At 68.5% G+C, this 12,334-nt stretch carries 11 protein-coding genes; 8 read left to right on the top strand and 3 right to left on the bottom strand.

Annotation, left to right across the window (positions count from 1 at the left end):
• Positions 1-739, top strand: a 739-nt coding sequence (locus ABZ319_RS17815; protein WP_354987503.1) for an aldehyde dehydrogenase family protein, incomplete at its 5' end; no start/stop codon positions are given.
• Positions 739-1,272 carry a DUF779 domain-containing protein gene (locus ABZ319_RS17810; RefSeq protein WP_354987502.1) on the top strand — a complete coding sequence of 178 codons (534 nt, stop codon included), beginning with the start codon at positions 739-741 and terminating at the stop codon, positions 1,270-1,272. The genes ABZ319_RS17815 and ABZ319_RS17810, both read left to right, overlap by 1 nt.
• 133 nt (positions 1,273-1,405) lie before the next feature.
• On the opposite strand, the gene ABZ319_RS17805 is transcribed toward ABZ319_RS17810, so the two are convergent.
• The gene (locus tag ABZ319_RS17805) at positions 1,406-2,059 is read right to left on the bottom strand and encodes an SDR family oxidoreductase (RefSeq protein WP_354987501.1); all 654 of its coding nucleotides are present in this window, start codon (positions 2,057-2,059) and stop codon (positions 1,406-1,408) included.
• A 148-nt stretch (positions 2,060-2,207) separates the two neighbouring features.
• Here ABZ319_RS17805 and ABZ319_RS17800 point away from each other — a divergent pair, with 148 nt between their 5' ends.
• Both ABZ319_RS17800 and ABZ319_RS17795 read left to right on the top strand, forming a co-directional pair.
• Positions 2,208-3,341, top strand: coding sequence for a Ca2+-dependent phosphoinositide-specific phospholipase C (locus ABZ319_RS17800; RefSeq protein WP_354987500.1), 1,134 nt, complete (start codon positions 2,208-2,210; stop codon positions 3,339-3,341).
• Positions 3,342-3,411: 70 nt separating this feature from the next.
• Positions 3,412-3,969, top strand: coding sequence for an ion channel (locus ABZ319_RS17795; RefSeq protein ID WP_354987499.1), 558 nt, complete (start codon positions 3,412-3,414; stop codon positions 3,967-3,969).
• 71 nt (positions 3,970-4,040) lie between these two features.
• Here the strand turns inward: ABZ319_RS17795 and ABZ319_RS17790 are convergent, their stop codons facing one another.
• Together ABZ319_RS17790 and ABZ319_RS17785 are read right to left on the bottom strand one after the other, a co-directional pair.
• Positions 4,041-5,162, bottom strand: a complete 1,122-nt coding sequence (locus ABZ319_RS17790) for an acyl-CoA dehydrogenase family protein (protein ID WP_354987507.1) — start codon at positions 5,160-5,162, stop codon at positions 4,041-4,043.
• A gap of 165 nt (positions 5,163-5,327) precedes the next feature.
• A complete protein-coding gene (locus ABZ319_RS17785) occupies positions 5,328-6,323 on the bottom strand; it encodes an AraC family transcriptional regulator (protein ID WP_354987498.1) in 996 nt (331 codons plus the stop codon).
• Between the two features lie 164 nt (positions 6,324-6,487).
• Here ABZ319_RS17785 and ABZ319_RS17780 point away from each other — a divergent pair, with 164 nt between their 5' ends.
• The 4 genes from ABZ319_RS17780 (at position 6,488) to ABZ319_RS17765 (ending at position 12,277) form a co-directional block, all read left to right on the top strand.
• Positions 6,488-7,669, top strand: a complete 1,182-nt coding sequence (locus ABZ319_RS17780; RefSeq protein ID WP_354987497.1) for a hypothetical protein — start codon at positions 6,488-6,490, stop codon at positions 7,667-7,669.
• A 77-nt stretch (positions 7,670-7,746) separates the two neighbouring features.
• Positions 7,747-8,319, top strand: coding sequence for a hypothetical protein (locus tag ABZ319_RS17775; RefSeq protein WP_354987496.1), 573 nt, complete (start codon positions 7,747-7,749; stop codon positions 8,317-8,319).
• The gene (locus tag ABZ319_RS17770; protein WP_354987495.1) at positions 8,316-10,295 is read left to right on the top strand and encodes a serine/threonine-protein kinase; all 1,980 of its coding nucleotides are present in this window, start codon (positions 8,316-8,318) and stop codon (positions 10,293-10,295) included. The genes ABZ319_RS17775 and ABZ319_RS17770 overlap by 4 nt, the downstream gene beginning before the upstream one ends.
• On the top strand, positions 10,292-12,277 hold the full coding sequence (locus ABZ319_RS17765) for a serine/threonine-protein kinase (protein WP_354987494.1): 1,986 nt from the start codon (positions 10,292-10,294) through the stop codon (positions 12,275-12,277). The genes ABZ319_RS17770 and ABZ319_RS17765 overlap by 4 nt, the downstream gene beginning before the upstream one ends.
• The last annotated feature ends 57 nt before the right edge of the window (positions 12,278-12,334 follow it).

The following is a 12,334-nucleotide window of genomic DNA, read 5'->3' as shown; positions in this document are numbered from 1 at the left end:
GGAACTCGGCGGCAAGAGCCCGAACATCTTCTTCTCCGATGTGCTGGCCGCCAACGACGATTTCCAGGACAGCGCCCTCGAGGGCTTCGCCATGTTCGCGCTCAACCAGGGCGAGGTCTGCACCTGCCCGTCGCGCGCGCTCATCCAGGCCGACATCTACGACGAGTTCCTGAGCGCGGCCGTGGTGCGCACCAAGGCTGTGCGCCAGGGTGATCCGCTGGACACCGAGACCATGATCGGCGCGCAGGCCAGCAACGATCAGCTCGAGAAGATCCTGTCGTACATCGAGATCGGCAAGGGCGAGGGCGCGACCCTGCTCACCGGCGGCGAGCGCGCGGACCTCGGCGGCGATCTGTCCGGCGGTTACTACGTGCAGCCCACGGTGTTCACCGGTGACAACGCCATGCGCATCTTCCAGGAGGAGATCTTCGGCCCGGTGGTGTCGGTGACCTCGTTCGCCGATTACGACGACGCCATCAAGATCGCGAACGACACCCTGTACGGCCTCGGCGCGGGCGTCTGGTCCCGCGACGGCGGCGTCGCCTACCGCGCGGGCCGCGACATCCAGGCCGGGCGGGTGTGGACCAACACCTACCACCAGTACCCCGCGCACGCGGCGTTCGGCGGCTACAAGCAGTCCGGCATCGGCCGCGAGAATCACCGGATGATGCTCGACCACTACCAGCAGACCAAGAACCTGCTGGTCAGCTATGCAGGGAAGGCGCAGGGCTTCTTCTGATGCCCACCCCGCCCCGGCGGGTGCGCGCCACCGCGGCGGCGATGGATCTGCTCCGTCGCCTCCGCGCCGCGCACGGTCCGCTCATGCTGCACCAGTCCGGCGGCTGCTGCGACGGCTCGGCCCCGATGTGTTATCCGGCAGGCGAATTCGTCATCGGCGATCGAGACGTCCTGCTGGGTCTGTTGGATCTGAACCTGCGCACGGGCGAGGTGGCCGAGACGGCGCCGGACTCGGAAGACGCCGCCGCGGTGTGGATTTCGGGCCCCCAGTTCGCGGCCTGGCAGCACACCCAGCTCGTGCTGGACGTGGTGCCGGGCCGTGGCTCGGGCTTCAGCCTCGAAGCGCCGGAAGGCTATCGATTCCTCAGCCGGGGACGGGTTTTCGAGCCCGCGGAGCTCGAGGCGCTGAGCGCGGACGCGCCGATCACCGGCGCGGACTTCGAGCAGGGCGCTCGCCCGGCGCTGTCGGCCGAACCCCAGGTCGTCGCCGAAGCCGTCGACGCCTGCCCGGTCCCGGGGGCCGGGTCGAACTGACCTGTGGTCGAAATGACCCCTGCGCCCCGTCATTTCCGAATGGCGGGGCGCAGGGGTTGCGGGTCGTACCGAGGGGCTGGCGAATGCCCGGCTGGAGTAGCGAATTCCGGTGCACCGCAGCGCTAATGCCTGTCTAGCTGCGGAGTGCTGAAACCGCTTTGTCGATACCTTCTGTGCCACTGATCAATTCGAGCGTTCGCCGCGCGCCCGCCCCGGTGATCAGCAGCTCCGCCAGCACCGCCGCCACGTCGGCTCGCGGGATGCTTCCGGCGGCAACGGAGTCGGCGAGCTGCACCTGCCCGGTGGCGGGTTCGTCGGTCAGCCGACCCGGGCGCAGAATGGTCCAGTCCAGGTCGCGGGCGCGAAGATCATCCTCCGCCTGGGTTTTCGCGTCGATGTAGGCGATCCAGGACTCGTCGCCACCGGCGGCCGGCTTGCCCGCGCCCATGGTGGAGATCTGGAGGAAGCGCGGGATGCCCGCGCGCACAGCGGCATCGGCGAGCAGTACGGAACCGTCGCGGTCGACGGTGTATTTGCGTTCGGGCCCGCTGCCCGGTCCCGCGCCCGCCGCGAAGACCACCGCGTCCGCGCCCGCCAGCGCCGCCGCGAGATCCTGCGCGTTCGACCGTTCGAGGTCCAGCACGAGCGGTTCGCCGCCCGCCGCCTCGATGTCCCCGGCCTGCGCCGGCTTGCGGATGACGCTCTGCACGGCATGGCCCCGCTCGCTCAGGATTCGTCCGAGGTGCAGTGCGATTTGCCCGTGTCCACCGATAATCGCGATGCGCATGGGCGCGAGTCTAGGCCGCGCTTCGCGGTTTCCGCCGTTGCGACAGCGCGTCCGTCCAATCTGGTCAATTGACCAGCGTCGTGGCCGATGATCATGTTTACTTCCGCGCGGGGGAGGACCGTGACTGCCCCGCCGTGTAGGAGAACGCATGAAAGCCGTTACACCCGAGACTGTTCGCCGACGGCTGCGCGAGAGCGCCACCGCGGCGGTTGCCGTGGCCGCGCTGCTGGTGTGCTCGAGTTCGGTGCAGGCGGTCCCCACAAACACGGACAGTTCCGCTTTCGACGCCGTGCCGCTGAACCAGATCTCGGTCTCGGGCCTGCACAACGCCTACGAGCGGTCCAAGGGCGCGTCGATAGCGGACGGCCTGAACAAGGGCGCGCGGCTGCTCGAACTCGACGTCTACACCACCTACGGCGGCGAGCACGGCTGGATCGTCAGCCACACCAACCCGCTGGCCAACGACAACAACTGTCAGTACACCCCCGGCTCCGGGGCCCTGGGGAGCCTGTCGAGCTCGGGCAGCGCCGGCGGTTCGGGATCCGCCGGGGGCAGTGGGGATTTCAGCCAGTGCCTGGATGCGCTGAGATCCTGGAGCGACAGCACTCCCGGCCACGATCCGATCTACCTCAAGATCGAGTTGAAGTGGGGCTTCCGCGGTCGCGCGGGCATGGGCCCCGCCCAGCTCGATCGCCTCGTCGCCGATCACCTCGGCCGGAACAAGGTGTTCGCACCCGCCGATCTGCTCGGGTCCGGTCATCGAACCCTGGACGAGGCGGTCGCCGACTCGGGCTGGCCGACCTGGAATCAGTTGCGCGGCAAGTTCATTCTCTATCCGATCACCGGCACGGTCGAGAACACCCTGGCGGACTACGAACTCGACAACGTGCCGACCGAACAGGAGTACGCGAACCATCTCGACCGGCTGGCGGCCGCCGGGCAGGCGGATCGGGCCATGATGTTCCCCGCCATGTCCTCGGCCGCCGGCAACGGTGATCCGCGCACGAGATATGAAGCGCGCCTGCGCCCCTGGTTCGTGGTCTTCGACGATCAGGCCGCGGACTGGCTCGGTGACCCGAATCTGCCGTTCTATTGCGCGAATCGCTATCTGACGGTGGCGACCGGGGCCGACGGCGTGCCCCCGGCGCTGGCCGCCGACGCCGATCCCGCCGCGGTGGCCCAGCGGGTGCAGTCGCTGGCCGAGACGATCCATCCCAGCGCGACGACCTTCGACTGGATGCACGTGCCCGCCGCGTTCGCCGTGCGCTCTCGCGCCTGCTGACGCCGGAACGCCTCGACACCCGCGGTTCCGGGTACCACGGTGCGGCCGCTCGCCGCCGTAGCATCACCCCATGTCGAAACAGCCTGGTGAGAGCAGAAATTCGGGATCGCGCCGGCGGCCGATCTACCGTGTGATGCTGCGCCCGGCCCTGGTCCTGACGGTGTTCGCCGTCGCCTACTTCGTGCTGCCGTTCGACCGCCTCGACGATGTCCCCGCGGTGCTGCTGCTGATCGCCGGCCTGGTGCTGGTGCTCGCGCTGTGCGTCTGGCAGGTGAATCGGGTGCTGCACGTGGATCGCCCGATCGAGCAGGCCGCCGAAGCCCTGGCCACGGTCTTCGGTGCCTACCTGATCGCTTTCGCGACGATCTACTACCTGCTGTCCCTGGCCGATCCCGCGAATTTCGGTGCGGCCCTGACCAAACTCGACGCCCTCTACTTCACCGTGACGGTCTTCGCCACGGTCGGCTTCGGCGACATCGTCGCGGCCACCCAACTGACCCGCGGTTTCGTCCTGGTCCAGATGCTCGGCAATCTCCTGCTGCTCGGCATGGCCCTGCGCCTGATCACCGGCTCGGCCCGGGTCCGGCAGCGGCAACTGCGTTCCGGCGCTGGAGCATCCGCCCGATGATCGGCCTGTTCGATAGGGAACGGCCCCGGCATCACCGTGTGATGCCGGGGCCGTGAGCCGGTCGCGTCGACCTACAGCGTCCGCCCGATGATCAGCTTCATGATCTCGTTCGTGCCGCCGTAGATCTTCTGGATGCGGGCGTCGGCGTACATCCGGGAGATCGGGTACTCGGCCATGTAGCCGTAGCCGCCGAACAGCTGCAGGCACTCGTCGGCGACCTTGCACTGCTGCTCGGTCAGCCACCACTTGGCCTTGGCGGCGGTGGGCACGTCGAGCTCGCCGCGCAGGTGCTTGTTGACGCAGTCGTCGGTGAAGCTCCAGGCGATGGTCTTGATGGTGTCGCACTCGGCCAGGGTGAACTGGGTGTTCTGGAAGGCGAAGACCGGCTTGCCGAAGGCTTCGCGCTCCTTGGTGTAGGTCAGGGTGACCTCGACGGTCTTCTCGATCGCGGCCGCGGCGATGACGGCCAGGATCAGGCGCTCCTGCGGCAGCTGCTGCATGAGCTGGATGAAGCCGATGCCCTCGGCGGTGCCCAGCAGGTTCGACTGCGGCACGCGGACGTTGTCGAAGAACAGCTCGCAGGTGTCCTGCCCGTGCTGGCCGATCTTCTCGAGGTTGCGCCCGCGCCGGAAGCCCTCGCGCTCGGTCTCGACCAGGACGAGCGAGACCGAGTCCGCGCCCTTGCCCTCGCCGGTCTTGCAGGCCACGATCACCAGGTCGGCCAGGTAGCCGTTGGTGATGAAGGTCTTGGCGCCGTTGATGACGTAGTCGTCGCCGTCCTTGACGGCCTTGGTCTTGATGCCCTGCAGGTCCGACCCGGTGCCCGGCTCGGTCATGGCGATCGCGCCGACGATCTCACCCGAGGCCATCTTGGGCAGCCACTGCTGCTTCTGCTCCTCGGTGCCGTAGGCGAGCAGGTAGTGCGCGACGATGCCGCTGTGCACCGGGTTGCCGAGGCTCGGCGCGAGCCCGCGCACCTGCTCGGTCAGCACCACGGCCTCGTGCGCGAAGGTGCCGCCACCGCCGCCGTACTCCTCGGGGATGCTCAGGCACAGCAGCCCGAGCTCGCCGGCGCGGTTCCAGAGCTCACGGTCGACGTGGTGCTGGCGTCCCCACCGGTCCTCGTTGGGTGCGCAATCCTTCTCGAAGAAGCGGCGCGCCAGATCGGCGAGCGCGTCCAGGTCCTCGTCCATCCACGGCGAGCGATGCAGGGCCACGAGTTGAACTCCTCTGTTCGTGTCGGCTCTGATCGAACGGTAGGACGGTATTGCCACCGCGCCAATGACCGGCTCGCTCGAATTCTTGACCGTAGTGCTTGAGCGTCCAGTGGGTGCTACGCCGTGAGTGCGCGGCAGGGTTCAGTGCTGATACGAGCCGGGCGCGCTCCCGGTCCAGCGCCGGAAGGCCCGCGAGAACGCGCTGGCCTCGGAGAAGCCGAGCCGCCGGGCCAGCGCGGAGACGGTCTCGTCCCCGCGCACCAGGCTCGCGATGGCGGCGTCCCGCAGGATCTGCTCGCGGATCTCGCGCAGCGAAGTGTGTTCCTCGCGCAGCTTGCGGCGCAGGGTCGGCGGGCTCATGGCCAGTTCGGCGGCGATGTCGTCGGCGCCGGGCCAATCGCCGTCCAGCCCGCGCTGCAGGATGTGCCGCACCCGTGCGGCCAGCGAGATCGAGTAGTCCCGCGGGCCCAGCACGCCGGACGGGGCGTTGCGCAGGAACGCCTGCAATTCGTCCTCTCCGCGATCGATCGGGTGATCGAGCAGCGCGGCGTCGAACACCAGGGTCGGCGCGGCAGCGGAAAACACCACGGGCGCACCGAAAACCACGTCGTAGTCGTCGACTTCCGGATCGTTCGGATACGGCACTTCGACCCGCCGCAACCGCAGTCGCCCGCCGATCAGCCAGGCCATGAACCGGTGGGTGATGGTGAGCATCGTGTCGATGACGATGCCCGGCGTCTGGCCGGTCATCTCGAAGCTCACCCGAGCCTCGCCCTCCCGCTCGATGAGCGTGAGGCGCGGGAGTCCCGGCAGTGAGCGCCGGAAACTCTCGAATCGGCGGACGGCCACGCCCAGGGTCGGAGCGCCGACCAGCCCGAAACACACGAGTCGCAGCGTGCCGCGCGGCATGGGCCGCAGCCCCAATCCGAGCAGTTCGTCATCGGTGGCTCGCCACAGCCGCTGCACGACCTGCACGGTTTGCTCGATGGTGACCCGGGAACGCCCTTCCGACAACAGATCCGGTGAGATCCCTGCCTCGCCGAGCATGTCGGTCATATCCCAGCCACGCTGTCCGGCGAGCTCGACAATGGCCCGAACTCGCTGGATTGGCAGGGTGCTTCCGGCCTCGGCAGACATCGCACCGACCGTATCAACCCGCGCCGCGAGTGTGCTGAGGGGTGACGCTCCGCGTGCGTGTTGTGCCGCGGCTGTCGTGCGCCGTCGATTCGGGTTGCGGGTGTGCGGTGAGGCGATACAGTCGCACAGCGCTGTATTGCGCGGTCAGGAGGGAGGACTTGGCCATGACAGATGGAAACGGGGACATCACCGAACAATCGGAGCGGCCGGACGGTCGATCGGCGGGGGAGACACCACAACCGACGTTGGATCGCTTTGTCGCGGAACATGGTCCGCTGCCCGAGGGCGCGGTGCGGAGTATCGGCGAACGGCTGGCCGCGGCGCTCGCGGCCGTACACGCCCTGCGGCAGGAGGTCGGAGATCTGCGCCCGCAGACCGTGCTGATGTACTCCGACGGGCCGCGCCTGGGACCCGCGCACCCGCCCGCCGGCGGGACCGCGAATCCGCCCGGCGAGGTATACGCGCTGGCGGGGGTGCTGGTATTCGCCGCGACAGGTCGCGCCCCGTCCGCGGACCAGGGACTCGATGACGTACCGGCAGGCTTGCGAACGGTGCTGGCGCGGTGCCTGTCCGATGACCCGGCCGACAGGCCGTCCGCGGGTGAGCTGGCGTCATCGCTGGCCGCCGCGCCGGCTGCGGAGAATACGGTGCTGCTCCCGTCGGCGGCGGGTATCGACGCGCAGACCATGCCGGTGTTGGCGGAAAGCGCTGCTGCACAGCATCATTCATCGAACAGGCTGCCGTGGACGATCACCGCCGTCTGCGGCGCGCTGATCGTGGTCGTGCTGGCCACCGTGGGAATCGTTGTCGCGCAGCGCGGTAGCGAAGGCGGCTCCGATCCGGGCGGGAACGGCGGCACGACCAAATACACCTCGGCCGGTCTCGGCGACGCCTGTGCTCTGCTCGATCAGCCCGCTGTCGAGCGGGTGATCGGCAAGTCGAACAACACCCCGAGAGGGGACATCATCGAACTGCCGATGGTCGCCGATTCGCTCAACTGCAGCACCATGCACGAGAACGGCTTCATCCTGCTGCACATCGAGGTGTCCGATCAGCTCGAGACCGTGCGAAGCCTGTATGACGGACATCGGGCCGACGGTCTCGGCACCACCGGGTCCGGTGTCACCACCGAGCAGGTGAGCGATATCGGTGAAGACGCGTATCTGGTTGTGCACGAACCGAACAAGGGCGACTCCTCGAAGATCAGTTGCATGCTCGGATTCCTCGAGGCGAATGTGGTGGCCATCGTGAACGTCTATCTGTCAGAGGATGACGGCACCACCCGAGACGAGTTGGAGGCGATCTGCCGCCATCAGTCCGAAACCGTGCTCGGGAGACTGAAGTGACGCGGCACCCGACCCGGGGTGGGAGCAGATTGGCTTGGGCGGCAGCGGTGTCGAGCGTGATCGCACTCGTCGTGACGATGATCTTCGCGGCGGTGGTGCTGCTGAACGACGGCGATACCGCCGGTGGGGACCCCTACCTGCCCGGTGGTCAGCCCCCCGGCCAGGCGGTCAAGTACAAGCCGGGCAAGGTCGCGAACGCCTGTGATGCGGTGGATCTGGCCGCTATCGTGCGCCTGGGATATCCCTCGAAGGGGAAACCGCTGCACGAAGAAGTCGACGCGAACGGGACGGACGGCAGCCTGGAATGCCAGGCCGAATTCGAGAACGCGAATTTCGCCGGGCAGGCCGACTTCGGCTGGGACAACGACAACGAACTGTTCAACAGTGGCAAGGCCCGTACCATCGCGACGCCACCGGCGGACTCGACCGCCCAGGCCATCTCCGGCCTGGGCGAGTCCGCGTACTACACGCTGAGGTATGTCGGCAACGCGGCCTACACGACGATCGAAGCCGTAGTAGCGGCCAAGGACGGTAACTTGTTCGTGCGCACCACATTCAAGGTGTACGGCGCGGGCATCCGCGCCGACCGGGAGGACGTTCGCCGGCTCGCCGAGGATCAGGCGCGCATCATGCTCGAACGGCTCCGGTGAATGCGGACGTAGTCGAAGCGATAGGCCCGTATCGGGTGATCGGTCGCCTCGGCTCCGGGGGCATGGGTGATGTCCTGCTGGGCCGTTCGCCGGGTGGGCGGCAGGTCGCACTCAAGGTGGTGCACAGGCATCTGGCCCGGGACGTGGAGTTCCGGGCGCGATTCGCCCGTGAGGTGCAGGCGGCGCGCGCGGTCGGCGGCTTCTACACCGCGGCGGTGCTCGACGCCGACTGGGAGGCGTCACAGCCGTGGCTGGCCACCGAATACATCGCGGGACCTTCGCTGAAGAACCTGGTAGTCGACCTGGGTCCGCTGCCGGAGGCGTCGGTCGAGGAATTGGCGGCCGGGATCGCCGAGGCGCTGGCGGCGATCCACGCCGCCGGTGTCACCCATCGGGATCTCACACCGGGCAACGTTCTGCTCACCGAATCCGGGCCGCGCGTCATCGATTTCGGGATCGCGAAGCTGGTGGCCGAGACGCACGCCGTCACGGCCAGCGGCGCGCTCATCGGCACGCCCGGCTACATGTCTCCCGAGCACGTACTCGGCGGCGACATCGGACCCCAGAGCGATATCTTCTCGCTCGGCTCGGTGCTCACCTTCGCGGCGACCGGTCATTCTCCCTTCGAGGACAACAGCGTTGCGCTGATGCTGATGCGGGTGGCGTATTCCGAGCCCGACCTCACCGGGCTGCGTGAGGGACGGCTGTACCGAATCATAGTGTCCTGCTTGAACAAAGAGGCGAGCGCGCGCCCGTCAACCGCGGACTTGCTCGCGGCGCTGGGCGATCCTGGTTCCGAGCCGTCTTCGGCCCCGTGGCTGCCGCAGCCGATGATGCGCGCGCTGGCGGCGCCGCCGGTGATCGAGCCGCTCGCGCCGCCTCGGCACACGAAACGTCGTACGGTGCTGGCCGCCGCAGTCGCGGGGGTTCTGGTGTCGGCGGGCGCAGCCGCCGCTGTCGGCGAGCTCGTCGCCGGCAGCGGGGAGTCGACAGCTCCCGGCGAAGCGCCGAGTCCGGGTGGCTCGCTGCGATGGCGGACCGATATCGGGACGATCGGCACCGATTCCACACAGGATCCGCCCGCGGTCGACGGAACCATGGTCTTCGCCGGGAGTATCGACGGCTCGGTGTACGCGCTCGATACCGGATCCGGTGTGGTGCGGTGGAAATCAGCCATGTACCAGGATCTTTCGCACGGTCCCGTGTACGCCGACGGCAAGGTGTTCGCGGCGAACAGCGCGCGCGGGCTCTTCGCGTTCGATGCCGCGACGGGCGTCGAACTCTGGGAGAAGCCCGGGGTCAACAGTGCGATCACATCGGCCGGCGGATCGGTCTATTGTCCGAACTCGCCGCGCGGCAAAGGGCTTCTGGCTTTCGATGCCGCGACCGGGGCGCAGCGCTGGGCGGCGCTCACCGACGCGGATACGTTCATCTCCCCGATCTTCGCCGCCGATGGAGCGGTGGTGACGGTGACGGGTGGAGGCGAAGTGTGCCTGCTCGATGCTGCCACCGGCACGGTCCGCTGGCGGGTGACCGATGCGAAGAGCGAGTTCGACCGGCTGGGCACGCCGATCATTTCCGGTGGTGCCGTGTATCTTTCGACCTCGAGCACCTTCCGCGCGCTCGATCTCGGCACCGGCGCCGAGAAATGGAGATTCGATTTCGGTGGCTCGGCAACCGTGGTGCGCGACGGCACCGCGTTCGTTGTGGGCTACTCGCGGGCCTACGCCTTCGACGCCGCGGGCGGGACGGTGCGGTGGCTGTATCGGAGCGATGACCCGCTGTCGGACGCGCTCGCGGTGGGAACCGACTCGGTGTATCTCGCGACGGCCGACAAGATTCTGTCGCTGGCCATCACATCCGGTGAGCAACGGTGGGCCTACGGGGCACCGGGCAAGCTCGGCGGCGTCGTCTTCGGATCGGGCGCCGTGTACGCGGGCTGCGCCGACCGCCATCTCTACGCGATCAACGCATGACCACCCCGCAATCCCCGCCGCCGATTCACGCTCTGGCCGTGGGAGATCCGCCGGCTATCGGCAGCTATCGGCTGCTGGGCAGGCTCGGGGCGGGCGGAATGGGCGAGGTCTTCCTCGGCATCTCGCCGGGCCGCCGATTGGTCGCGGTCAAGGTGGTACACCCGCACCTGTCACGCGATCGGGAGTTCCGGCAGCGCTTCGTGCGCGAGGTTCGGGCCGCGCGGGCGGTCGGCGGTTTCTATACGCCGGCGGTCGTGGACGCCGATGTCGATGGGCCGAGACCTTGGAGCGCAACGGAATACATCGCCGCACCCGCGCTCGATGGGGTGGTGACGAGGTTCGGTCCGCTGCCGGCCGACTCGCTCCGGGAACTGGCCCGCGGGATGGCGGAGGCGCTGGCGGCAATTCACGCCGCCGGCGTCGTGCACCGCGACCTGAAACCGTCGAATGTGCTCGTCGCCGCGGACGGGCCGCGTGTCATCGATTTCGGGATCGCCCACTCCCTGGGTGACGGGGCGACGGTGACCATGACCGGCGGGGTGATCGGCACGCCCGGATTCATGTCGCCGGAGCAGGCTCGGGGTGATTTCGCGGGCCCGGCCGGCGATGTGTTCTCGCTGGGCTCGGTGCTGGTCTACGCGGCGTCGGGCCGTGGCCCGTTCGGTGACGGCGACGCGGTGGCGTTGCTGATGCGGGTCGCGAACGGCTTCCCGGACCTATCGGGCGCACCGCCCGGCAGCCTGGGAGACCTTGTCGCACAGTGTCTCGCGCCCAATCCGTTAGATCGGCCGTGTCCGGGTGACATGCTCGACTTCCTGAACCGGTCCGTGGCGCCCGCGGTCGGCGGCTGGCTGCCGCCGGCGGTGGCGGACGGCACCCTCGCCTACTCTCGAGCACTCGCGGACATGACCGCGCATGCCGACCTCACGGCCCCGGCCGCCGATCCGCGGCGGGCCCGCTCGGTGGCCGTCGCGCTGGCCCTGGTGGCGGTGATCATGCTGTTGGTGGCGGGTGGTCTCACCTACATCGTGCTGCGTCGCGACAGCGACAGCGTGGTGACGGCGAGCACCTCGCCCCCTGTGACGACAACCGCCGTCGCGGGCCCGGTCCGGATTCCGGTCCAGCTGAATCCGCTGACCGTGACGTTGTCGGCGGACGGTACCCAGCTCTTCGCGGTCGGTGTGCTCGGTGGCGTGCAGGTTCTCGACCTCCGGACGAACACCGTCCTCCGAACGATCCGGTTCACGACCGGCTTGTTCGAGGAGGCCGTCGTCGCGCCCGACGGCCGCCGGATCTACGTGCCCTCGGTCGAGCGGAACGTCATCCGCATCCTCGACGGGGAGACCGGCGCGCAGATCGGTGAGCTCGGTCCGGTCCGGTCACCGCGGCGGCCCGACGTCTCGGCCGACAGCGCCCTGGTCTACGTCCCCGACGGCAACGGCGTCACTGTTTTCGATGCGAACACCAAAGCTCCTACGGGAGAGCGCATTCCGACCGCACGCACCCCGGGGGAGACTCGGCCCCTGCGCGACGGGAGCAAGTGGATCATCCTCGAGTACAGCATGGCGAACCAGCCGAAGAACGACATTTCCTTCTACCGGCCGGGGGCCGGCTCGGTCACCACGATGGACGTGGGCGTGCGCACCCGAAACCTGGCCGTATCCGCCGACGGCACGCGCGCCGCCGTGACCACCTGGACGGCCAACAAGGTGTTCCTCATCGACCCGGTAACCGAGACCGTCACCGGCACGGTGGATATGGGTACCGGGGTCTCGGGCGTAGCCCTCTCCGCCGACGGCTCCCGCGCCTACGTCGCCACCGAGTCCACCGCCACCGTCTCGGTGATCGACACCGCCACGGCGGCGGTAATCGACACCGTCCGGGTGGAAGAGGACCCCCAGGGCCTGGCCATATCCACCGGCAATCGCCTCTATGTCGCCAACGCCGGCTCCAGCTCCATCTCGATGGTCACTCTCGACTGAGCCGGACCGCCCGGACCACTCCGCGCGACACCCGGATCACCGCGATTAGGTTCTGCC

The sequence above is a fragment of the Nocardia sp. NPDC005978 genome (assembly GCF_040614455.1).
Taxonomy (GTDB): Bacteria; Actinomycetota; Actinomycetes; order Mycobacteriales; family Mycobacteriaceae; genus Nocardia.
This window is presented reverse-complemented; position numbering and strand designations above follow the sequence as displayed.

Excerpts from the sequence above, each read along its gene's own strand:
- ABZ319_RS17790 (WP_354987507.1), bottom strand. The coding sequence starts at position 5,162 with ATGGACGAGGACCTGGACGCGCTCGCCGATCTGGCGCGCCGCTTCTTC.
- ABZ319_RS17765 (WP_354987494.1), top strand. The coding sequence starts at position 10,292 with ATGACCACCCCGCAATCCCCGCCGCCGATTCACGCTCTGGCCGTGGGA.
- ABZ319_RS17795 (WP_354987499.1), top strand. The coding sequence starts at position 3,412 with ATGTCGAAACAGCCTGGTGAGAGCAGAAATTCGGGATCGCGCCGGCGG.
- ABZ319_RS17810 (WP_354987502.1), top strand. The coding sequence starts at position 739 with ATGCCCACCCCGCCCCGGCGGGTGCGCGCCACCGCGGCGGCGATGGAT.
- ABZ319_RS17800 (WP_354987500.1), top strand. The coding sequence starts at position 2,208 with ATGAAAGCCGTTACACCCGAGACTGTTCGCCGACGGCTGCGCGAGAGC.
- ABZ319_RS17775 (WP_354987496.1), top strand. The coding sequence starts at position 7,747 with ATGATCTTCGCGGCGGTGGTGCTGCTGAACGACGGCGATACCGCCGGT.
- ABZ319_RS17805 (WP_354987501.1), bottom strand. The coding sequence starts at position 2,059 with ATGCGCATCGCGATTATCGGTGGACACGGGCAAATCGCACTGCACCTC.
- ABZ319_RS17780 (WP_354987497.1), top strand. The coding sequence starts at position 6,488 with ATGACAGATGGAAACGGGGACATCACCGAACAATCGGAGCGGCCGGAC.
- ABZ319_RS17785 (WP_354987498.1), bottom strand. The coding sequence starts at position 6,323 with ATGTCTGCCGAGGCCGGAAGCACCCTGCCAATCCAGCGAGTTCGGGCC.